19 protein-coding genes are annotated in these 21,237 nt (G+C 63.3%); 9 read left to right on the forward strand and 10 right to left on the reverse strand.

What is annotated here, in order from left to right; genetic code table 11:
- Nucleotides 1–89: 89 nt before the first annotated feature.
- The 6 genes from AC2CGW_RS04130 (at nt 90) to AC2CGW_RS04155 (ending at nt 9,718) form a co-directional block, all read left to right on the forward strand.
- Complete coding sequence (locus AC2CGW_RS04130; RefSeq protein WP_186718790.1) at nt 90–1,421, forward strand: imelysin family protein; 1,332 nt, start codon at nt 90–92, stop codon at nt 1,419–1,421.
- 239 nt (nt 1,422–1,660) lie between these two features.
- Nucleotides 1,661–3,088 (forward strand): di-heme oxidoreductase family protein, encoded by a 1,428-nt coding sequence (locus AC2CGW_RS04135; protein WP_186667324.1) that lies wholly within the window; start codon nt 1,661–1,663, stop codon nt 3,086–3,088.
- 18 nt (nt 3,089–3,106) lie between these two features.
- Complete coding sequence (locus AC2CGW_RS04140) at nt 3,107–4,171, forward strand: imelysin family protein (RefSeq protein ID WP_186667325.1); 1,065 nt, start codon at nt 3,107–3,109, stop codon at nt 4,169–4,171.
- A gap of 2 nt (nt 4,172–4,173) precedes the next feature.
- Nucleotides 4,174–5,271, forward strand: a complete 1,098-nt coding sequence (locus tag AC2CGW_RS04145) for a DUF1513 domain-containing protein (protein ID WP_186667326.1) — start codon at nt 4,174–4,176, stop codon at nt 5,269–5,271.
- Nucleotides 5,272–5,490: 219 nt separating this feature from the next.
- Nucleotides 5,491–6,621 carry an efflux RND transporter periplasmic adaptor subunit gene (locus AC2CGW_RS04150; RefSeq protein WP_484573571.1) on the forward strand — a complete coding sequence of 377 codons (1,131 nt, stop codon included), beginning with the start codon at nt 5,491–5,493 and terminating at the stop codon, nt 6,619–6,621.
- A gap of 13 nt (nt 6,622–6,634) precedes the next feature.
- Nucleotides 6,635–9,718, forward strand: a complete 3,084-nt coding sequence (locus AC2CGW_RS04155) for a multidrug efflux RND transporter permease subunit (protein ID WP_484573572.1) — start codon at nt 6,635–6,637, stop codon at nt 9,716–9,718.
- A 47-nt stretch (nt 9,719–9,765) separates the two neighbouring features.
- Here the strand turns inward: AC2CGW_RS04155 and AC2CGW_RS04160 are convergent, their stop codons facing one another.
- The 5 genes from AC2CGW_RS04160 to colR all read right to left on the reverse strand — a co-directional run bounded on the left by AC2CGW_RS04160 (nt 9,766) and on the right by colR (nt 13,532).
- Entirely contained in the window at nt 9,766–10,002 is a 237-nt protein-coding gene (locus tag AC2CGW_RS04160) for a hypothetical protein (RefSeq protein ID WP_054893826.1), read from the reverse strand.
- Nucleotides 9,999–10,700, reverse strand: coding sequence for a lipopolysaccharide kinase InaA family protein (locus AC2CGW_RS04165; protein ID WP_484573573.1), 702 nt, complete (start codon nt 10,698–10,700; stop codon nt 9,999–10,001). The genes AC2CGW_RS04160 and AC2CGW_RS04165 overlap by 4 nt, the downstream gene beginning before the upstream one ends.
- Nucleotides 10,701–10,707: 7 nt before the next feature.
- Entirely contained in the window at nt 10,708–11,388 is a 681-nt protein-coding gene (locus tag AC2CGW_RS04170; RefSeq protein WP_112899077.1) for a class I SAM-dependent methyltransferase, read from the reverse strand.
- 151 nt (nt 11,389–11,539) lie between these two features.
- Nucleotides 11,540–12,859: a sensor histidine kinase gene (locus AC2CGW_RS04175; RefSeq protein ID WP_186710949.1), complete on the reverse strand. Its 1,320-nt coding sequence runs from the start codon at nt 12,857–12,859 to the stop codon at nt 11,540–11,542.
- A complete protein-coding gene (gene colR / locus AC2CGW_RS04180; RefSeq protein WP_054893830.1) occupies nt 12,849–13,532 on the reverse strand; it encodes a two-component system response regulator ColR in 684 nt (227 codons plus the stop codon). Before colR ends, AC2CGW_RS04175 begins: the two co-directional genes overlap by 11 nt.
- A gap of 188 nt (nt 13,533–13,720) precedes the next feature.
- Here colR and AC2CGW_RS04185 point away from each other — a divergent pair, with 188 nt between their 5' ends.
- Nucleotides 13,721–14,446, forward strand: a complete 726-nt coding sequence (locus AC2CGW_RS04185; protein WP_484573574.1) for a phosphatase PAP2 family protein — start codon at nt 13,721–13,723, stop codon at nt 14,444–14,446.
- Nucleotides 14,447–14,528: 82 nt separating this feature from the next.
- Here AC2CGW_RS04185 and groL read toward each other — a convergent pair whose 3' ends face one another.
- From groL to AC2CGW_RS04210, 5 genes are all read right to left on the reverse strand, one after another.
- Nucleotides 14,529–16,172 carry a chaperonin GroEL gene (groL, locus tag AC2CGW_RS04190; protein WP_186667332.1) on the reverse strand — a complete coding sequence of 548 codons (1,644 nt, stop codon included), beginning with the start codon at nt 16,170–16,172 and terminating at the stop codon, nt 14,529–14,531.
- A 44-nt stretch (nt 16,173–16,216) separates the two neighbouring features.
- Complete coding sequence (locus AC2CGW_RS04195) at nt 16,217–16,510, reverse strand: co-chaperone GroES (protein WP_029614823.1); 294 nt, start codon at nt 16,508–16,510, stop codon at nt 16,217–16,219.
- Between the two features lie 260 nt (nt 16,511–16,770).
- Nucleotides 16,771–17,232 (reverse strand): FxsA family protein, encoded by a 462-nt coding sequence (locus AC2CGW_RS04200; RefSeq protein ID WP_186667333.1) that lies wholly within the window; start codon nt 17,230–17,232, stop codon nt 16,771–16,773.
- 65 nt (nt 17,233–17,297) lie between these two features.
- Nucleotides 17,298–18,029 carry a HugZ family pyridoxamine 5'-phosphate oxidase gene (locus AC2CGW_RS04205; RefSeq protein WP_484573575.1) on the reverse strand — a complete coding sequence of 244 codons (732 nt, stop codon included), beginning with the start codon at nt 18,027–18,029 and terminating at the stop codon, nt 17,298–17,300.
- Nucleotides 18,030–18,125: 96 nt separating this feature from the next.
- On the reverse strand, nt 18,126–19,133 hold the full coding sequence (locus AC2CGW_RS04210) for a DUF481 domain-containing protein (protein ID WP_186667335.1): 1,008 nt from the start codon (nt 19,131–19,133) through the stop codon (nt 18,126–18,128).
- A gap of 153 nt (nt 19,134–19,286) precedes the next feature.
- On the opposite strand from AC2CGW_RS04210, the gene AC2CGW_RS04215 reads away from it, so the two are divergent.
- Both AC2CGW_RS04215 and AC2CGW_RS04220 read left to right on the forward strand, forming a co-directional pair.
- On the forward strand, nt 19,287–19,640 hold the full coding sequence (locus AC2CGW_RS04215) for an MGMT family protein (protein ID WP_426351561.1): 354 nt from the start codon (nt 19,287–19,289) through the stop codon (nt 19,638–19,640).
- Nucleotides 19,641–19,683: 43 nt separating this feature from the next.
- The gene (locus tag AC2CGW_RS04220) at nt 19,684–21,231 is read left to right on the forward strand and encodes an AmpG family muropeptide MFS transporter (protein ID WP_186667337.1); all 1,548 of its coding nucleotides are present in this window, start codon (nt 19,684–19,686) and stop codon (nt 21,229–21,231) included.
- The last annotated feature ends 6 nt before the right edge of the window (nt 21,232–21,237 follow it).

Consider the following 21,237-nt stretch of genomic DNA (forward strand, 5'->3'; position numbering starts at 1 on the left):
CAAATCTTTCGCATTATGTTGCGGTTTCGCGTGCCACGGCGCAGCGCTTCCAACACATGGTCCAACCAAACGACGCAGGGAAACCAACAATGATTCGAATGCCTCTGGCCTCCGCCAGTCTGCTGGCCATCGCCATCGCTCTCGCCGGCTGCGGCGAAGGCAAGGACGACAAGGCCGCCGCTCCGCAAGCCCAGGCACCTGCCGCCAGCACCGCCGCCGCACCGGGGGCTGTCGATGAAGCTGCTGCCCAGGCCGTGGTCAAGCACTACGCCGAAATGGTCCATGCCGTGTACAGCGACTCGCTGAGCACCGCCAAGCAACTGCAGACCGCCATCGACGCCTTCCTGGCCAAGCCCAACGATGAAACCCTGAAGGCCGCCAAGGACGCCTGGGTCGCTTCCCGCGTTCCTTACCTGCAGAGCGAAGCCTTCCGCTTCGGCAACACCATCATCGACGACTGGGAAGGTCAGGTGAACGCCTGGCCCCTGGACGAAGGCCTGATCGACTACGTCGACAAGAGCTACGAGCACGCCCTGGGCAACCCGGCTGCCAACGCCAACATCATCGCCAACCCTGAGATCCAGGTCGGCGAAGACAAGGTCGACGTCAAGGAAATCACTCCCGAGAAACTGGCCAGCCTGAACGAGCTGGGCGGTTCCGAAGCCAACGTCGCCACCGGCTACCATGCCATCGAATTCCTGCTCTGGGGCCAGGACCTCAACGGCACGGGTCCAGGCGCAGGCAACCGTCCGGCTTCGGACTACCTCGAAGGCCAGGGTGCCACCGGTGGTCACAACGACCGTCGCCGCGCCTACCTCAAGGCCGTCACCGACCTGCTGGTGAGCGACCTCGAAGAGATGGTCGGCAACTGGGCACCGAACGTCGCCGACAACTACCGCGCTTCGCTGGAAGCCGAGCCGGTCAAGGATGGCCTGCGCAAGATGCTGTTCGGTATGGGCAGCCTGTCGCTGGGCGAACTGGCGGGCGAGCGCATGAAGGTCTCGCTGGAAGCCAACTCGCCTGAAGACGAGCACGACTGCTTCAGCGACAACACCCACTGGTCGCACTTCTACGACGCCAAGGGCATCCGCAACGTCTACCTGGGCGAGTACACCCGTCCGGACGGCTCCAAGGTCAGCGGCCCGAGCCTGTCGTCGCTGGTAGCCAAGGTCGACCCGGCCACCGACGCCACCCTGAAGGCCGACCTGCAGGACACCGAAGCGAAGATCCAGGTGATCGTCGACCACGCCCTCAAGGGCGAGCACTACGACCAGCTGATCGCTGCCGACAACGCTGCAGGCAACCAGGTGGTGCGCGACGCCATCGCCGCACTGGTCAAGCAGACCGGTGCCATCGAGCAGGCCGCCGGCAAGCTGGGCATCGACAACCTGAACCCGGACACCGCAGACCACGAGTTCTGATGCCAGGGTGAAGGGTTGAAAGGGGCGGCCTTCGGGTCGCCTTTTTCATGTCCGGGCTTTGCGCTGACCAAACCCGCCCCTTCGCGGGCAAGCCCATTCCCACTGGTACCTGTGGGAGCGGGCTTGCCCGCGAAGGGGTCGCCAGCGGATTCAGCAGGCAATTGCAAATTGCTCTTATTCAAACATCCCCATTTTGCTAAGCTTGCACGCCGGTTTTTCGCTCACGCCCAGGATTCTCGATGTCCTCGTCGCTGTCCCGACTCCCACTTCTGCTACTGGTCACCGTCCTGGCCGCCTGTGACGACGCTCCGCGTTTCACCCAGGCCGAGCCCGGCGAAGCGCTGTCCGGCGGCAAGGCGACGATCCTGCGCAGCGACCGCAACGCCTTCTCGATGCCCTCGGCCAACCTCACGCCCGAGCGACGCCTGGATTTCAGCGTCGGCAACAGCTTCTTCCGCAGCCCCTGGGTGATCGCGCCTTCGACCACCACTGCCCGCGATGGCCTGGGCCCGCTGTTCAACACCAACGCCTGCCAGAACTGCCACATCCGCGACGGCCGTGGTCATCCGCCTGAGGCCGACGCCCGCAATGCCGTCTCCATGCTGGTGCGCCTGTCGATCCCCGACCAGCCGCAGTTCGTCAAGGAAATCGAGCGCCTCGGCGTGGTTCCCGAGCCGGTCTACGGCACGCAACTGCAAGACATGTCGATCCCAGGCGTGCCGCCGGAAGGCAAGGTGCGGGTCAGCTATGAGCACGAAACGGTCAGGTTCAACGATGGCCACCAGGTCGAACTGCGCCGCCCGACCGTGGAGATCACCCAGCTCGGCTACGGCCCGATGCACCCGGACACACGCATCTCCGCCCGCGTCGCCCCGCCCATGATCGGCCTCGGACTGCTCGAGGCCATCCCGGAGGCTGCGCTTTTGGCCAACGAAGACCCGGATGATCGCAACAACGACGGCATCCGCGGCCGCGCCAACCGGGTCTGGGACGATGCCCAGGGCAAGACCGTGGTCGGCCGCTTCGGCTGGAAAGCCGGGCAGCCCAACGTCAACCAGCAGAACGTCCACGCCTTCGCTGGCGACATGGGCCTGACCAGCACCCTCAAGCCCGAGGACGATTGCACGCCGGCGCAGGTCGAATGTCGCGCCGCGCCCAACGGTGACGGTGACAACGGCGAAAAGGAAGTCAGCGACAACATCCTGCGCCTGGTGACGTTCTACACCCGCAACCTGGCGGTGCCTGCACGCCGCGAGGTGAATTCGCCGCAGGTGCTGGCCGGCAAGAACCTGTTCTTCCAGGCGGGCTGCCAGGGCTGCCACACACCGCAGTTCACCACCGGTAACGACAACGTCGAGCCAGAACTGGCCAACCAGGTGATCCGCCCCTACAGCGACCTGCTGTTACACGACATGGGCCCGGGCCTGGCCGACAACCGCAGCGAGTTCGCCGCCGGTGGCCAGGATTGGCGGACCCCGCCGCTGTGGGGCATCGGCCTGACCGAAACCGTCAGCGGCCACACCCAGTTCCTCCATGACGGTCGCGCCCGCAACCTGCTCGAGGCCGTGCTCTGGCACGGTGGCGAAGCCGAGGCTGCACGCCGTCACGTACTGACCTTCAATGCCGAGCAACGCGCCGCGCTGCTGGCTTTCCTGAACTCACTTTAAACGCGCAAGGAGCCGGGCATGTTCCGACCCAAACTGTTGTTCACCAGCCTCGCCGCCATCGCCCTGGGCGCCTGCTCGCCGCAGGACCAGCAGGCGGTGACCTCCGCCGCCATCGCCCAGCAGGTGATCCTGCCGACCTACAGCCGCTGGGTCGAGGCCGACCGCCAACTGGCCGCCAGCGCCCTGGCCTATTGCGAAGGCAAGCAGAGCCTGGACACCGCCCGCGCCGACTTCCTCAACGCGCAGAAGGCCTGGGCCGAACTGCAGCCGCTGCTGGTCGGCCCATTGGCCGAAGGCAACCGCGCCTGGCAGGTGCAGTTCTGGCCCGACAAGAAGAACCTGGTCGGTCGCCAGGTCGAGCAACTGGTCAGCGGCGACAAGCCGGTCGATGCCGATGCTCTCGGCAAGGCCAGCGTCGTGGTCCGTGGCCTGTCGGCCTACGAGTACATCCTCTTCGACAGCAAGCCGGACATCGCCACCGCCGAGCAGAAAGCCCGCTACTGCCCGCTGCTGGTGGCCATCGCCGAACACCAGAAAGCCCTGGCCGAAGACATTCTCAAGAGCTGGAACAGCACCGATGGCATGCTGTCGCAGATGACCAAGTTCCCCAACCAGCGCTACGCCGATTCGCATGAAGCGATCGCCGACCTGCTGCGCGCGCAGGTTACCGCCCTGGACACGCTGAAGAAGAAACTCGGCGCCCCCATGGGCCGTCAGAGCAAGGGCATCCCTCAGCCCCTGCAGGCCGAAGCCTGGCGCAGCCACTCCTCGCTCAAGAGCCTGGAGGCTTCGCTCAAGGCTGCCGAAGCCGTCTGGACCGGCGTCGACAACAAAGGCCTGCGCGGTTTGCTGGGCAAGGATCAGAGCGCGCTGGCGCAAAAGATCGACGATGCCTACGCCACCGCTGCCAAACTGCTGGCCGACAACCAGAAGACCCTGGGCGAACTGCTCGCCGACGATGCCGGCAAACAGACCCTCAACCAGATCTACGACAGCCTCAACGTCGTCCATCGCCTGCACGAAGGTGAGCTGGCCAAGGCGTTGAACATCCAGCTGGGCTTCAATGCCAACGACGGTGACTGATCATGCTGCGACGCCAGGCCCTCAAACTCGGTAGCGTGCTGCTCAGCGCCCTGACGCTCGGCGGCTGGACCCTGCTGCGCAACAAGGGCAGCGAGCCCCTGCTGCTGTCGGCGCGTGACGATGCCGATGGCGGCCACCATGCCGTAGGCTACCGCCTCGACGGTACCCAGGTGTTCGCCACCCAGGTGGCCCAGCGTTGCCATGCGATCATCCATCACCCCGAGCAGCCGATCGCCCTGTTCGTCGCCCGTCGCCCGGGTACCGAAAGCTACCTGATCGACCTGCGCGACGGGCGTCTGCTGCAGACGCTCACCTCGCAACCGAACCGGCACTTCTACGGCCATGCGGTCATCCACAAGGATGGCGAATGGCTATACGCCACCGAAAACGACACCACCGACCCCGGGCGCGGGGTGCTCGGCGTCTACCGCTTCGAGGGTCAGCGCCTGGTACACAGCGGAGAGATCTCCACCCATGGCGTCGGCCCCCATGAGGTGGCCTGGATGCCCGACGGCGAAACCCTGGTGGTGGCCAACGGTGGCATCCGCACCGAGGCGGAAAGCCGGGTAGAGATGAACCTCGACGCCATGGAGCCCAGCCTGGTGCTGATGCAGCGTGATGGCACGCTGCTTAGCAAGGAGACGCTGGCCCAGCAGATGAACAGCGTGCGCCATCTCGCGGTGGGCAACGACGGCACCGTCCTTGCCTGCCAGCAGTTCATGGGAGGTTCTGAAGAAACCGCCGAACTGCTCGCGATCAAACGCCCGGGCGAGGCATTCAAGCCGTTCCCGGTGCCGGAGCATCAGTTGCAGTCCATGGCCCAGTACACCGCCAGCGTCGCCGTGCACAGTGACCTGCGCCTGGTGGCACTGACTGCACCGCGGGCCAACCGCCTGTTCATCTGGGACCTGGACAGCGGCGCGGTGAAACTCGATGCACCGATGCCCGACTGCGCCGGGGTCGGCGCGGTCAAGGACGGCTTCGTCGTCACCTCCGGGCAGGGGCGCTGCCGCTATTACGACTGCCGCAAGGCAGAGCTGGTCGGGCAGCCCATGAATCTGCCATCCGGGCTTTGGGACAATCACCTGCATCTGGTCTGATTCAGCACTGGCCACACCGGCCCTATCGCGGGACGAGCCCGCTCCCACAGGCCCGGCATCCACGGGTGGTGGGAGCAGGCTCGCCCTGCGATAGGGCCAGCTCAGCCGATACATCTCCCACTTCCCGAAAAACAGTCAATACTTCCCTTCATCCGCACGTGGGCAGGATCGCCCGTGTTCGTGCCATACCCATAACAATCACATCCAAGGAACCGGACCATGCTACGCCGCCGCATGCTGATCATGTTGGCCGTGGTGCTGCTGATCGTGCTCGCCCTGGGGGGCATCAAGGCCTTTTCGATCTACCGCCAGATCCAGGTCTTTTCCGCTCCCAAACCCGCGATCAGCGTCGCCGCCGCCAAGGCCGAACAACGCCAGTGGCAGGAGCGCCTGCCCGCGGTCGGCAGCCTCAAGGCGCTGCAGGGCGTCGAGCTCAGCCTGGAAGTGGCCGGAACGGTCAAGCGCCTGCTTTTCGATTCCGGGCAACAGGTCAAGGTCGGGCAACTGCTGCTCGAACTGGACAGCGAACAGGAGGCCGCGCTGCTGGGCACCGCCCAGGCCGACCTGGGCCTGGCCAAGGTCGATTTCGGCCGCGGCAGCCAGTTGGTAGGCGACTCGGCCATCTCCCGCGGTGAGTTCGACCGCCTCACCGCCCAGTACCGGCGCAACCAGGCCGTGGTCGAACAGCTCAAGGCCTCGCTGGCCAAAAAAAGCATGAAGGCGCCGTTCAGCGGCACCATCGGCATTCGCCAGGTGGATGTCGGCGACTATCTGGCCAGCGGCACGGTGATTGCCACGCTGCAGGACCTTTCCAGCCTCTACGTCGACTTCAACGTGCCCGAACAGGCACTGCCACAGTTGTCCCTCGACCAGCAGGTGCTGGTGCAGGTGGCGGCCTTCCCCGGCCAGACCTTCCCCGCCCGCCTCAGCGCGATCAATCCCAAGGTCGAGGAAAGTACGCGCAACCTGCTGCTGCGCGCCACTCTGGCCAACCCGGACGGCAAGCTGCTACCGGGCATGTTCGCCAGCCTGTTGGTGCTGCTGCCCGACCCGCAATTGCAGGTGGTGGTGCCGGAGAGCGCGATCACCTACACCCTCTACGGCAACTCGGTGTATGTGGTCGGCGAGAAGAAGGCCGACGATGGCCAGACACAACTGGTTGCCGAACAGCGCACCGTACAGACCGGCGAGCGCCGCGATGGCGTGGTGGTGGTGCGCAAGGGGCTGCAGGCCGGCGAGCAGGTGGTCACTGCCGGACAGCTCAAACTCAGCCCCGGCGCTGCGATACGCATCAGCCAGGACCCGCCCCTGTCGCCCGCCGACGCCCAAGGCGCGGCTGCCACCCATTGACGCGGAGGCTGGCATGGCATTCACCGACCCGTTCATCCGCCGCCCCGTGCTCGCCAGCGTGGTCAGCCTGCTGATCCTGCTGCTCGGCTTCCAGGCCTGGAGCAAGCTACAGATCCGCCAGTACCCGCAGATGGAAAACGCCCTGATCACGGTAACCACCGCCTACCCCGGTGCCAACGCCGAGACCATTCAGGGCTACATCACCCAACCGCTGCAGCAGAGCCTGGCCAGCGCCGACGGCATCGACTACATGACCTCGGTGAGCCGTCAGAACTTTTCGGTGATCTCGGTCTACGCGCGCATCGGTGCCGACACGGATCGCCTGTTCACCCAACTGCTGGCCAAGGCCAACGAGGTGCGCAACAAGCTGCCGCAGGACTCCGAAGACCCGGTCCTGAGCAAGGAAGCCGCCGATGCCTCGGCGCTGATGTACATCAGCTTCTACAGCAGCGAGATGAGCAACCCGCAGATCACCGACTACCTGTCACGGGTCATCCAGCCCAAGCTTGCGACCCTGCCAGGCATGGCCGAAGCCGAAATCCTCGGCAACCAGGTGTTCGCCATGCGCATCTGGGTCGACCCGGTGAAGCTGGCCGGGTTCGGCCTTTCGGCCACCGATGTCACCAGCGCGGTGCGCCGCTACAACTTCCTGGCTGCCGCCGGCGAGGTGAAAGGCGAATACGTGGTCACCAGCGTCAATGCCACCACCGAACTGAAGTCCGCCGAAGCCTTCGCCGCCCTGCCGGTCAAGACCGTCGGCGACAGTCGTGTGCTGCTCGGCGATGTGGCGCGCATCGAGATGGGCGCGGAGAACTACGACACGGTCAGTTCCTTCGACGGCATCCCGTCTGTCTATATCGGCATCAAGGCCACGCCTTCGGCCAACCCGCTGGAGGTGATCAAGGAGGTGCGGCGAATCATGCCGGACCTGCAAAGCCAGTTGCCCTCGGCACTGAAAGTCTCCATCGCCTACGACGCCACGCTGTTCATTCAGGCCTCCATCGATGAAGTGATCAAGACCCTCGGCGAAGCGGTGCTGATCGTCATCGTCGTGGTGTTCCTGTTCCTCGGTGCGCTGCGCTCGGTGCTGATCCCGGTGATCACCATCCCGCTGTCGATGATCGGCGTGCTGTTCTTCATGCAGATGATGGGGTATTCGCTGAACCTGCTGACCTTGCTGGCCATGGTGCTGGCCATCGGCCTGGTGGTGGACGACGCGATCGTCGTGGTGGAGAACATCCACCGCCATATCGAGGAGGGCAAGACGCCGTTCGAAGCCGCCCTCGAAGGCGCGCGGGAAATCGCCATGCCGGTGGTGTCGATGACCATCACCCTTGCGGCGGTGTACGCACCGATCGGCTTCCTCACCGGGCTGACCGGCGCGCTGTTCAAGGAGTTCGCCCTGACCCTGGCGGGTGCGGTGGTGATCTCCGGAATCGTGGCCCTGACCCTGTCACCGATGATGTGCGCCCTGCTGCTGCGCCCCGAGCAGAGCGAGAAAGGCCTGGCCCATCGCCTGGACCAGATCTTCGAGCGCCTGAAAGTGCGTTACCAGCGCCTGCTGCACGGCACCCTCGACAGCCGCCCGGTGGTCATCGTCTTCGCCGTGATCATCCTGTGCCTGATCCCGGTACTGCTCAAGTTCACCCAGAACGAGCTGGCGCCCAACGAAGACCAGGGGGTGATCTTCATGATGAGCAGCTCGCCGCAGCCGGCCAACCTGGATTACCTCAACGCCTACACCGACCGTTTCACACCGCTGTTCAAGACCTTCCCCGAGTATTACTCCTCGTTCCAGATCAACGGTTTCAATGGGGTACAAAGCGGCATTGGCGGCTTTCTGCTCAAGCCCTGGAACGAGCGCGAACGTACGCAGATGCAACTGCTGCCGCTGGTGCAGGCCAAGCTCGAGGACATCGGCGGGCTGCAGATCTTCGGCTTCAACCTGCCATCGTTGCCGGGTACTGGCGAAGGCCTGCCGTTCCAGTTCGTGCTCAACACCGCAGGCGACTATCCTGCCCTGCTGGAGGTGGCCCAGCGCGTCAAGGAGCGCGCCCAGGCCTCGGGCAAGTTCGCCTTCCTCGACATCGACCTGGCCTTCGACAAGCCCGAAGTGGTGGTCGATATCGACCGGGCCAAGGCGGCGCAGATGGGGGTGTCGATGGACACCCTCGGGGGAACGCTGGCCACCCTGCTGGGCGAGGCGGAGATCAACCGTTTCACCCTCGAAGGGCGCAGCTACAAGGTGATCGCCCAGGTCGAACGGGCCTACCGCGACAACGCCGGCTGGCTGAACAACTATTACGTGAAGAACGATCAGGGCCAGTTATTGCCCCTGTCGACCCTGATCACCCTCAGCGAACGTGCCCGACCACGCCAGCTCAACCAGTTCCAGCAGTTGAACTCGGCGATCATCCAGGGCGTACCTATGGTCAGCATGGGCGAGGCGCTGGATACCATCCGCAGCATCGCCCGCGAGGAGGCGCCGGAGGGCTTTGCCTTCGACTATGCCGGCGCCGCGCGGCAGTTCGTCCAGGAAGGCAGTGCCCTGTGGGTGACCTTCGGTCTGGCCCTGGCGATCATCTTCCTGGTGCTGGCCGCACAGTTCGAAAGCTTCCGCGATCCACTGGTGATTCTGGTGACCGTGCCGCTGTCGATCTGTGGCGCACTGCTGCCGCTGTTTCTCGGCGTCTCGAGCATGAACATCTACACCCAGGTCGGGCTGGTGACATTGATCGGACTGATCAGCAAGCACGGCATCCTGATCGTCGAGTTCGCCAACCAGCTGCGCGAGGAAAAGGCCCTGGGGGTGCGCGAGGCGATCGAGGAAGCCGCGGCGATCCGTCTACGGCCGGTGCTGATGACCACCGCAGCAATGGTATTCGGCATGGTGCCACTGATCCTGGCGACGGGTGCCGGCGCAGTGAGCCGGTTCGACATCGGTATCGTGATTGCCACCGGCATGTCGATCGGCACGCTGTTTACCTTGTTCGTACTGCCCTGCGTGTACACCTTGCTGGCGCATCGGACGGTGGCGGACGAGCGCCAAGGGATGGACGGCACAACCCCACGCCCGGAAAGACCACAAACCCATTAGCCAGAAACAACAAGGCCCCGCTTCTGCGGGGCCTTGTGTTCGATGGCTCAACCAAACGGCCGCAGCCCCTGGCGCATCCCAAACAGGAACAACAGCAGGTCATGATCCGGCTGAGCCTGGGCCTGCGCCTGCTCCGGCTTTGTCACCCGCGGTGTGGCACACTGCCCCGCCGCGTCGCTCTTGCTGAACACGGTCGGCCGTGGCACCTCCCAGGCCGCCACGGCCACGCTGGTCACGCCAAGCGCGGCCACCAGGAACAAAGCTCGAGCTATTTCTAGTTTCATCGACCTAACCCTTTGACAGCGCTGCCAAACGCCCTCTCATAAAAGTAGAGCAAGGTTTGCCACTCCGCTTCATTGAACGACGAATGGCGGCGCAGCTGGCGCAGGTCGTTGTAGGCCGCGCGCTGGCAACTGATGCGGCGGCGGCACTTCTCCAGGTCCAGCAGAGCCACTTCGGCCCGCGCCTGCTCGCCTTCGCCGCTCACCTTGACGAACACATGCTTGCCGTACAGGCAGCCGTGCTGCCAGTGGCCCAGATGCATCCGCGCCAGATTGTCAGCCAGGTCCTTGAGCATGCGCTCATGCAGCACCTGCGGGTAATGCTCACGGGCGCCCTGGGCGTGCCAGGTGTCGAGATCGACGAATCCATCCAGCGCTTCACTGACCAGCAGTGCCCGCCATTGGTGCTCGGCGTCGCGCTCGGCACCAGCAAAGACGATGCGCGGCACCCGAACCCCCAACTGCTCGAAACTGTTCAGGGCGTCCAGCTCTCGCAACACCGTGGGACGACCGAAGGGATGCAGCAGGCTGCGGTAGATGTGCCCGACCTGGCGCTTGGCATAGAGCAGGTGGCCGTTGCCATCATCCAGGCGTTGCACGCCACTTTCGCCGCCACGTCGCTGATTGGGCGCCTCGACCCATTCCCCCTGCTGTTGCCAGTAGAAGTCGAATTGCGACACCTGCCCCTGAGTTGTTGCCATGGATCCCTCACCCCTTTCGCAATACATAGACTCGCCACATGGCATAGAACGGCAGGAAGTCGAGACGTTCCTGAATCCTGAAGCCTGCTGTCACAAATTCTTCTTCAACCGTAGCAGCAGGTAACACAAAGCGATTCTGGTAACTGTCCTGCTCCGCCTTGGCGCTGCGTCGTTGTTCGAGCTTCTTGCGCCGCCATGCCTTGAAATTGCCATCCACCCACAACGACAGGATAACGCTATCTCTGCTAACCCTTTGAAATTCCGAAAGAATTGTCTTGCGATGAGCCGGATCACCGATATGGTGGAACAACCGCATGCAGAAAATGCTGTCTACCGAGTTGTCCGGCAGGTCGATGGCAAAGGCTGAGGTCTGCAAGGGGCGTACCCGCTCGACCACGGCTGGCGGTTGCGACGCACAGGCTGTCTCGATCATCGCGGCGGAATTGTCGGCGCCAATGATCACGCGGTTGGGTTTTTCTGCCAGCAAAGGCCAGAAACGGCCGGCGCCGCATGGCAGGTCGAGTACCAGGCCCGGCTCACCGGCGAGCGTCAGGGCGCGGCGAGCAAGCTGCTCGTCACGGGTGTGGGAAAGGCGACGGGCCAGACCATCCTGATGCTTGATGAAGTACTCACGAGCGTGCTGCTGATCGTACTTTTCGGAAAACTCGAGTTTGATAGGGCTACGCATGGGACATCTCCTGACTCAATGCCGACCACATTAGGTGGGCAAGCGTTGGCATCAGGTCATCGCCATGTGAAAAAACTGTCACACGAAAGGGTTAATTCTTACGAAGCATTACACAACATTCTGTATCGGGGCCGTAGTACTGCCCCGATTTCTACTGCAACGTGGCATCGGTTTCCTGCTCATGCGACAGCGCGGTGCCCTGGCTCAGGTCCACCTGGAAGCGGCAGCCGTGGGGCGAGGTGGCGGTCAGGGTCACGCGCCAGCCTTGGTCGTCACAGATCCGCTGCACCAGCGAAAGCCCCAGGCCGAGCCCTTCGCCACGCCGCTCGTCACCGCGCACGAAAGGTTTGAACATTGCCTCGCGCTGTTCCTCGGGAATGCCCACGCCACTGTCCTCGACACTGAAACCATGGGCCTCCAGGCTCAGGCGGATATAACCGGTATCGGTGTAATGCGCTGCGTTGCGCAGCAGGTTGCCCATCACCGATTGCAGGAAGGTGGCGTTGTACAAGGTCGGGCTGGCACTGACACGGCCATCGTAGTAAAGCGTCAGGCCCTTCTGCTCGATGGTATCGCGCCAGACGCCGATCAGGTCATCAGCCACCTCGCGCAGGCTGGCCCTCGAGGCCACCGCGCCTTCGTCACGCTGGGCCCGGGCCAGCATGAGGAAGGTCTTGACCAGCTCGCGCATCTCCTCGGTGGCGCGGGCGATCCGTTCCACCTGGGCACGTGACCGGCTGTCCAGGCCGGTGTTCTCCATCAGCAGTTCGCAGGAGGTTGCCAGCACCATCAGTGGGGTGCGCAGTTCATGGCTGACATCGCTGGTGAACAGTCGCTCGCGGGTCAGCGCATCGCGCAAGCGGCCCAGGGTGTCGTCGAAAGCCACCGCCAACTGCCCCACTTCGTCGGCGGCATAGTCCGGCGCCAGCGGCGGCGCCAACCCGAGCAACTGGTCACGATGGCGGACTTGCCGCGCCAGGCGAATCACTGGCGCCATGACCCGTCGCGCCAGCAACCAGCCGAGGAAGGCCGCCAGCACCAGGCTGAGCAGGAAGCCCACGACCACCACGGCGAACAGCACCCGCTCGCGCTCCTCGAAATCGCTCTGGTCCTGCAACAGTACATAGTGACGACCGTCCACGACCTCGACCATGGCGTGGTAGGAGAGCTGGTCACGGAACACTTCGTGGAACCCGGCATCGAGATGCCGCAGGTCCTTGGGCAACTCGAAATCATCGCGACCACCGCTGAAGTAGAACAACTGGTCAGGGCGCGGGCGATGGCTCCAGTCACTGACGCTGTCCATGCGCAGCAGGCGCTGCAGATCGCCCCCCAGCACCGAGGAAATCAGACGCTCTTCGACCAGGTGAACAGTGGCGACGATACCGAAGGCAAACGCACCGGCAACCAGTGCGCTCATCAGTGCAAAGGCAATGATGATGCGTTGGGCAAGGCTCTGCTTAAACTCCATCGCGACCCTCGGCGAGGCGATAGCCGACGCCATGGACGGTATGCAGCAGGGGCTTTTCGAACGGTTTGTCGATCACCTGGCGCAGTTGATGGACATGGCTGCGCAAGCTGTCGCTGTCGGGGCAGTCGTCGCCCCACAGGGCTTCCTCGAGCACTTCGCGGCGCAGCACGTGCGGGCTCTTCTGCATCAGCACCGCCAGCAACTTCAGGCCGACCGGGTTGAGTTTGAGCAGTTTGCCCTGACGGGTGACTTCCAGCGTGTCGAGGTCGTAGCTCAGGTCTGCCACCTGCAGCGTACGCCGACCACCGCCCTGAGCGCGACGCAGTACCGCCTCGATGCGCGCGGCCAACTCGGACAGGGCGAAAGGCTTGAGCAGGTAATCGTCGGCCCCCGAGCGGAAGCCCTGCAGGCGATCGTCAAGCTGGTCGCGGGCGGTCAGCATGATCACCGGGGTGTCGCGGCGGGCGTCTTCGCGCAGGCGCTTGCACAGGGTGTAGCCATCGATACCGGGCAGCATGATATCGAGGACGATCAGGTCATAGTGTTCGGTCGCGGCCAGGTGCAGACCCGACAGGCCGTCCTGGGCACAGTCGACGGTATAGCCTTTCATGCCCAGGTAATCAGCCAGGTTGGCGAGGATATCGCGGTTGTCTTCAACCAGTAGAATGCGCATCGGGGTCTCCTGTGCGGCGCTTCGCTGTGCGCGGCAGGCGCAGCTTACGGCCATTGGCCAGGCATCGCCAGCCTTGGTGGAAAAACAGCGCAACTGACGCTTTTTTCACTGATCCTTCACGCACACAGCATAGCAACGGACCGAAAATGCCCGATCCTTCATGCCTTCCCCTTGCCTGTGGAGCCTTCATGCACACCGCCCGCCCCCGCCCGATCAACCCCTGGCTGTACCTTGGCATCCCCCTGGCTACCGCGCTGGTTCTGCTGCTGCTCGAGGCCACATCGCTGGACATGGACGTGGCCAACCTGATGTTCGATCCGTCGGTGGGTCAGTTCATCGGGCGCCATAGCTACTTCCTCGAGACCATCCTGCATGACCGCGTCAAGCAGGCGGTGATCGGTGTCGGGCTGCTGGCGGTGGTGGCGTTCATCGCCAGTTTCTTCTGGTCACGGCTGGGTAACTGGCGTCGCGAACTGGGTTGCCTGGTGCTGGCCCTGGGCCTGTCCACGGGTTTTGTCACGCCGCTAAAGCAACTGACTGCAGTACAGTGCCCTTGGAGCCTGACCCAGTTTGGCGGCAAGGAAACCTACAGCAAGCTGCTCGAAGCACGACCAGCGACCGACAAACCAGGGCTCTGCTGGCCCGGCGGCCATGCAGCGACCGGTTTCAGCCTGTTCGCATTGTTCTTCGTGCTGCGTGACCGCAAGCCTCGCCTGGCGCGAGGTGTGTTTGCCCTCGCGGCGGGTGTCGGGGTGGTGCTGTCGATAGGCCGGATGATGCAGGGTGCGCACTTTCTCTCGCACAACGTCTGGACCGCAGTGTTCTGCTGGTTGATCGGATTGGGCTGCTATTACCTGGTGCTCTATCGCAGGGGAATGGCGCGGGTGACCGTGGCTGAGCGCGGCATTGCCTGAGTCGACGCAGGTCTGACAAGCGCCCATGAAAAAGCCCCGCACAAGGCGGGGCTTTTTCATGCAGCTAGGGGCCAGGGCTGGCTTACATCATGCCGCCCATGCCACCCATGCCGCCCATGTCTGGCATGCCGCCAGCAGCTGGCTTGTCTTCCGGCAGGTCAGCAACCATGGCCTCGGTGGTGATCATCAGACCACCGATCGAAGCAGCGGCTTGCAGCGCCGAACGGGTAACCTTGGCTGGGTCCAGGATGCCCATCTCGATCATGTCGCCGTACTCGCCGGTCGCGGCGTTGTAGCCGTAGTTGCCCGAACCCTGCTTGACCTTGTCGGCCACAACGCTTGGCTCGTCGCCGGCGTTGGCAGTGATCTGACGCAGCGGCGCTTCGACAGCGCGACGCAGCAGGGAGATACCGACGTTCTGGTCTTCGTTGTCGCCTTTGAGCTCGGCAATGGCTGCCAGGGCGCGAACCAGGGCAACACCACCGCCAGGCACCACGCCTTCTTCAACGGCTGCACGGGTAGCGTGCAGGGCGTCTTCAACGCGGGCTTTCTTCTCTTTCATCTCGACTTCGGTGCCAGCACCGACCTTGATCACGGCAACACCGCCAGCCAGCTTGGCCAGACGCTCTTGCAGCTTCTCACGGTCGTAGTCCGAGGAAGTCTCTTCGATCTGGGCACGGATCTGCTTGACGCGTGCTTCGATGTCGGCGTCAACGCCAGCACCGTCGATGATGGTGGTGTTTTCCTTGGACAGGATGACGCGCTTGGCGTTGCCCAGGTGCTCCAGGGTGGTGGTTTCCAGGGTCAGGCCGATTTCCTCGGAGATGACCTGGCCGCCGGTCAGGACGGCGATGTCCTGCAGCATGGCCTTGCGGCGGTCGCCAAAGCCTGGGGCCTTGACCGCAGCAACCTTGACGATGCCGCGCATGTTGTTGACCACCAGAGTAGCCAGGGCTTCGCCTTCGACGTCTTCGGCGACGATCAGCAGCGGACGGCCCGACTTGGCGACGGCTTCGAGAACCGGCAGCAGTTCGCGGATGTTCGAGATCTTCTTGTCGACCAGCAGCAGCAGCGGGCTTTCGAGCTCGGCAACCATGGTGTCAGGCTTGTTGATGAAGTACGGCGACAGGTAACCACGGTCGAACTGCATGCCTTCTACGACGGACAGTTCGTTTTCCAGGCCCGAGCCTTCTTCAACGGTGATCACGCCTTCTTTACCGACTTTTTCCATGGCTTCGGCGATGATTTCACCGATGGAGCTGTCGGAGTTGGCAGAGATGGTGCCGACCTGAGCGATGGCCTTGGAGTCGGCGCATGGCTTGGACAGGTTCTTCAGCTCGGCGACGACGGCAGCGGTGGCCTTGTCGATACCGCGCTTGAGGTCCATCGGGTTCATGCCGGCAGCGACGGCCTTCAGGCCTTCGTTGACGATGGCCTGAGCCAGAACGGTAGCGGTGGTGGTGCCGTCGCCGGCAGCATCGTTGGCCTTGGAAGCAACTTCCTTGACCAGCTGGGCGCCCATGTTCTCGAAGGCGTCCTTCAGTTCGATTTCCTTGGCAACCGAAACACCGTCTTTGGTGATGGTTGGAGCGCCGAAGCTCTTGGCCAGGACAACGTTACGGCCTTTCGGGCCGAGGGTAGCCTTGACAGCGTCAGCCAGAACGTTGACACCAACGAGCATTTTCTTGCGGGCGGAATCGCCGAATTTTACGTCTTTAGCAGCCATGATCGTTTAATCCTTGGAATTCTTTAGCAGGGAAATCGGGGAAATCAGCCTTCGATGACGGCGAGGATTTCGTTCTCGGCCATCACCAGCAGGTCTTCGCCATCGACTTTCACGGTGTTGCTGCCCGAGTAAGGGCCGAAAACCACTTTGTCACCCACTTTCACGGCCAGCGCGCGCACTTCGCCGTTGTCCAGGACGCGACCGGTGCCAACGGCGACGACTTCGCCGCGGTTTGGTTTTTCAGCGGCCGAACCCGGCAGGACGATACCGCCAGCGGTTTTCGATTCTTCTTCGCTGCGACGGATGACGACGCGGTCATGCAGAGGACGAAGCTTCATTGTCGATCTCTCCCAAATTGTGGTTTTCATCGGCCGGTGTCGACACCGGCGGGTTGAGGCTATCCGGCGTTGCCGGTGGGGGCTCGCGGCCTGCGAACCCCGCGTGTCATGTCTGGTGTCGCCACCAGAAACCTTGCGGTGACACATACATGAGGCCGCCCGATTCGATTACAAGGCTTGCCATGGAATTTTTTTAATCTGTGTACACAGGCCGAAAAAAAGCAGGGGCCGCATAGCGGCCCCCCTGGGTCATTTATCGATCATTTATCGCGGCGCTCGTACTCGCCCTCAATCACGTTCGGACGATGGCCGCCATCGCGCGGCTGCCCGTTGAACGGATCATCCTGGAACGCCCGTTGGCGCGTGGCCTGGGCCTCGGCCCGTTGGCGCAACTTGCGCGCCACCAGATGACGGGTGAATGGCAACAGGCACAGCAGGCCCAGCACGTCGCTGATGAAACCCGGCAGCAGCAGCAGGCCACCACCCACAGCCAGCATCAGCCCCTGGAACATGTCCTCGGCGGGCAGTTCGCCGCGCTGCAGGCTTTCACGGGCGCGCAGCGCCGTTGCAAGACCTGCCAGGCGCATGACCAGCAGGCCGAGGGCGGAACCGGCGATAATCAGCAGCAGCGCCGGGAAGAAACCGATGGCGGCGCTGACTTTGACGAAGACGAACAACTCCAGCACCGGAAAAATCAGGAACAGCAGTAGAAAAGCACGCATCAAGGATTCCTCGACGGAAGAGAACCTTCCAATAAGACCTCAGATGGATGCAACTGCTCGCGATTTCAACCCTCGACTTTCGCCGCAGCCGGCCACTGGTCGGCGCGCGCCAGCAATACCAAGGCCTCGCGCACTTGTGTCGGCGTATTGCAAGTATTCGGGAAGGCCAGCCAGTGAATTGCCTGGCCGATGCGCAGGTGCATGCCCTCGCTGTCGATGCCGACCATCTCGGCCGGTGCACTGCGCGGCAGACCGGTGAGCTCGACGTAATGGGCGATGGCGTTGGCATGATCGCTGTTCATGTGCTCGATCATGCTGGCTTCTGCGCCTCCGGCGAATGGGTTGGCCAAGGTGACCTCATCGAGCCAGTGGATTGCGCCGAAACCACCGATGTAGCGATGGCGCACAGGTTCCAGCACCCAGAAATCGAAATCGTGGGCCTTGTGGTAGTTGCTGGCATCCGGGAAGTATCGGTAGTAGCGCGCAGCAGCCGCTTCGATGGCGGCTTGGTCGGTCAGCTTGCGCGCCTCGGCCATCACTGTCAGGCGGCCCACCGCCTGCACGTCTTCGGCGTCACGCTCGCCCACCAGCAGCGAGCACTTGGGGTCTTTCTGCAGGTTATGGGTGTGCTGGGCGATACGGCTGATGAGGATCAGCGGGTGCCCGTGGGCGTCCAGGCAATAAGGCACCACCGAACCGAAGGGGAAGCCGGGCATGGACTTGGACAGGGTCGAGAGCACGCCGCGGTATTCTTCGAGCAGCAGTTCCCGGGCGGGGCGGATGGCGTTGGTACTCACGGGAAACTCCTGGGGCAGCGGACTGGATGGGTGACAAGATAATCATTATCACCGCCGCCTGCCACAGGAGCGCTGTACAGCCCCACCCGAGCGGTCTTACCAGGCCACACCGAAACCTGCGGTGTAGCGGGTCTTGTCCAGGTCGCTGTCGCTGGTGCCCTTGATCAGGTCCTTCTCGGCCTTGAGGTTGAGCGAGGCCCACTCGGTCACCTTGTAGCGCAGGCCCATCTCGGCATCCAGCGAGTAATCGGCGACCGAACCGAAGGGCTTGCCCAGCTCCCCGGTGGTGAAGAACTCGACCTTCTTGCCGATCAGGTAGCGGTTGTAGTCCCACTTCACCGCTGCCGAATAGAAGTTATCCTTGCCGCCGTCGCGGTATTCGTAGTCGGTGCGGTTGATCAGCGAACCAAGCGAGAACGCGCCCAGCTCGTCGTCCCAGAACTGATAGCCCGGGCCAGTACCGACGGTACGCTGGCGCGCCAGATTCTCGATCTGGTCACGCTTGTATTCCAGACGTCCCTGCCAGAACCATTTTTCGGTGAGGAAACGGTCCAGCGCGTACTCGGCGCTCCAGTTGTTGGTGGTGGTGACGTCATCCTTGGTTTCGCGGTTGTACTCGCCTTCGGCGTTGTGCCGCCAGCGACCGTGACGTGCGGTGGTCTTGAAGCTGACATCGTAGTCATCGGTGTCGTTTTCGGCACGCTTGTAGTCCAGCGCCAGGTCGACATTACCTTTCCACAGGAAGTCCTCGACCAGCGGGCGCGGCTTCATGATCTGCTCGATGCTGGCAAGCTCCACGGTCTTGGGCGCCTCACCGTTGGCCAGGGTCACCTTGCCAGGCTCGGCGGCCTTGAGCGACTTGGCCTTCTCGCCCGAGTAGGCATCCTGTTTGACCAGCAGTTCCTGATCGCTCTCGAGTGTCTGAACCTGTTTCCAGTCCAGCGCGATACTGCCGCCATAGGGAGTTTCCAGCAGCAGCTTGCCGCCGTCGAAGACCTTGATCTTGCCACTCAGACGATCACCGTTCTTCATCCAGACGGTGTCAGCCAGCGCGGGCGCAGAGAGGGAAGCAGCGAACAGGCACAGCAAGGCTCTAGAATACATAGGCAGAATTTGCGTTCGGTTGGACAAAAAAAGTCGGGCATTATCCGGATACCCACGACCAGAGCAAGGACAGACCGGGCCTATGCCTACGAGTTCAATTCTCATTTCGTACAACAACTTGTCTATCTCCACCTTCAGATCAGGAATTGCCTGATGTCTGATCAATCGATTCCGCACCCGGACGATCCCGAAGCCCGACGAATGGCGCTTTATTCGGTCCTGGGCCAGATTCCGGAAGGCAAGGTCGTCAGCTATGGCCAGCTCGCCGAACTGGCGGGTCTTGGCCGCGCCGCACGCTGGGTCGGCCGCACCCTGGGGCAATTGCCGGCCGACACGCGCCTGCCGTGGCATCGGGTGCTCGGGGCCGGTGGCCGCCTGAGCCTGCCACTGGGTACGCCGTCGGGCGACGAACAACGCGCCAGGCTGCGCGCGGAGGGCGTGAATGTGGCCAATAATCGAGTGGATATGTCGCGCCATGGCTGGCGCGCAATGGAGCACAGCGGTTAGAGTGCGCGCTTTGTTTTCGCAAACTTGAGGCAGATGTTGGCCCATGCCCCGTAAAACCTGGCGCGCTGCGCTCGCTGCCTATGCCAGCCCGTCTACCCTGGTGCTTTTGTTGCTCGGCTTCGCCGCCGGCATGCCCTACATGCTGGTGTTCTCCACGCTCTCGGTCTGGTTGCGCGAGGCGGGTGTAGCCCGTGAGACCATCGGCTACGCCAGCCTGATCGGTCTGGCCTACGCGTTCAAATGGGTCTGGTCGCCCCTGCTCGACCAATGGCGCCTGCCACTGCTCGGCGGCATGGGACGGCGTCGCTCGTGGCTGCTGCTGTCGCAGGTCCTGGTCGTCATCGGGCTGATCGGCATGGGGCTGTGCGACCCACAGAAACACCTGTCGTGGCTGATCGCCCTCGCGGTGCTGGTAGCCTTCGCCTCGGCCACCCAGGACATCGCCGTCGACGCCTATCGCCTGGAAATCGCCGACGACCAGCGCCAGGCCGCCCTGGCCGCCAGCTACATGGCTGGCTACCGGGTTGCCGCGCTGCTCGCTACTGCAGGTGCACTGTTCTTCGCCGAATGGTTCGGTTCCACCGGTTTCAGCTACCTGCACAAGGCCTGGACCGGCACCTACGTGCTGTTCGGCATCCTCATGTTGCCGGCATTGTTCACCACGCTGGTGATGCGCGAGCCCGCGGTGCCGCTGCGCACCCAACTGTCAGCGGCACGCTACGGGCTGATGCACCAACTGGTGTCAGTGTTCGTGCTGATCGTCCTGCTGGTCTCGGTGCCTGCCAGCTTCACCCAGATGTTCAACACCGACTGGGCCAGCGTGGTGTTCGGCGACTCGACCATGCTCGACCTGCTGCTCGAGGACCGCGCCTTCCTGCGCCTGATCCTCTATGCACTGCTGACCTGGGCCTGCCTGTCTTCCATGGGCCGTCGCGGCCTGGCGCCGGTGCTCACGCCGGTCAACGACTTCATCGTCCGCTACCGCTGGCAGGCCTTGCTGCTGCTGGGGCTGATTGCCACCTACCGGATGTCGGACACCGTGATGGGCGTGATGGCCAACGTGTTCTATATCGACATGGGCTTCACCAAGGACCAGATCGCCAGCGTCAGCAAGATCTTCGGCCTGATCATGACCCTGGTCGGCGCCGGTGTTGGCGGTCTGCTGATCGTGCGCTTCGGTATACTGCCGATCCTGTTCATCGGCGGCGTGGCCTCTGCGGCCACCAACATCCTGTTCGTGATGCTGGCCGACATGGGGCCGAACCTGGAAATGCTGGTGGTGACCATCTCGCTGGACAACTTCAGCTCGGGCATGGCGACCTCAGCGTTCGTCGCCTACCTGTCGAGCCTGACCAACCTGAAGTTCTCGGCGACCCAGTACGCGCTGCTCAGCTCGATCATGCTGTTGCTGCCGCGGCTGATCGGCGGCTATTCGGGGGTGATGGTGGAGAAATTCGGCTATCACAACTTCTTCATGATCACCGCCCTGCTAGGTGTCCCCACACTGATCCTGATCGCCCTGCACTGGCGCCAGGAAGTGGGACGGGGCAAGCAGGCGCAGGCGGAAAGCTCGGTGACCGAGCAGCCCTGACAATCG

Source organism: Pseudomonas sp. SYWMCR5, from assembly GCF_057197165.1.

Coding starts and splice junctions, on each gene's coding strand:
- AC2CGW_RS04130 (WP_186718790.1), top strand. CDS start 90: ATGATTCGAATGCCTCTGGCCTCCGCCAGTCTGCTGGCCATCGCCATC.
- AC2CGW_RS04135 (WP_186667324.1), top strand. CDS start 1,661: ATGTCCTCGTCGCTGTCCCGACTCCCACTTCTGCTACTGGTCACCGTC.
- AC2CGW_RS04140 (WP_186667325.1), top strand. CDS start 3,107: ATGTTCCGACCCAAACTGTTGTTCACCAGCCTCGCCGCCATCGCCCTG.
- AC2CGW_RS04145 (WP_186667326.1), top strand. CDS start 4,174: ATGCTGCGACGCCAGGCCCTCAAACTCGGTAGCGTGCTGCTCAGCGCC.
- AC2CGW_RS04150 (WP_484573571.1), top strand. CDS start 5,491: ATGCTACGCCGCCGCATGCTGATCATGTTGGCCGTGGTGCTGCTGATC.
- AC2CGW_RS04155 (WP_484573572.1), top strand. CDS start 6,635: ATGGCATTCACCGACCCGTTCATCCGCCGCCCCGTGCTCGCCAGCGTG.
- AC2CGW_RS04160 (WP_054893826.1), bottom strand. CDS start 10,002: ATGAAACTAGAAATAGCTCGAGCTTTGTTCCTGGTGGCCGCGCTTGGC.
- AC2CGW_RS04165 (WP_484573573.1), bottom strand. CDS start 10,700: ATGGCAACAACTCAGGGGCAGGTGTCGCAATTCGACTTCTACTGGCAA.
- AC2CGW_RS04170 (WP_112899077.1), bottom strand. CDS start 11,388: ATGCGTAGCCCTATCAAACTCGAGTTTTCCGAAAAGTACGATCAGCAG.
- AC2CGW_RS04175 (WP_186710949.1), bottom strand. CDS start 12,859: ATGGAGTTTAAGCAGAGCCTTGCCCAACGCATCATCATTGCCTTTGCA.
- colR (WP_054893830.1), bottom strand. CDS start 13,532: ATGCGCATTCTACTGGTTGAAGACAACCGCGATATCCTCGCCAACCTG.
- AC2CGW_RS04185 (WP_484573574.1), top strand. CDS start 13,721: ATGCACACCGCCCGCCCCCGCCCGATCAACCCCTGGCTGTACCTTGGC.
- groL (WP_186667332.1), bottom strand. CDS start 16,172: ATGGCTGCTAAAGACGTAAAATTCGGCGATTCCGCCCGCAAGAAAATG.
- AC2CGW_RS04195 (WP_029614823.1), bottom strand. CDS start 16,510: ATGAAGCTTCGTCCTCTGCATGACCGCGTCGTCATCCGTCGCAGCGAA.
- AC2CGW_RS04200 (WP_186667333.1), bottom strand. CDS start 17,232: ATGCGTGCTTTTCTACTGCTGTTCCTGATTTTTCCGGTGCTGGAGTTG.
- AC2CGW_RS04210 (WP_186667335.1), bottom strand. CDS start 19,133: ATGTATTCTAGAGCCTTGCTGTGCCTGTTCGCTGCTTCCCTCTCTGCG.
- AC2CGW_RS04215 (WP_426351561.1), top strand. CDS start 19,287: ATGTCTGATCAATCGATTCCGCACCCGGACGATCCCGAAGCCCGACGA.
- AC2CGW_RS04220 (WP_186667337.1), top strand. CDS start 19,684: ATGCCCCGTAAAACCTGGCGCGCTGCGCTCGCTGCCTATGCCAGCCCG.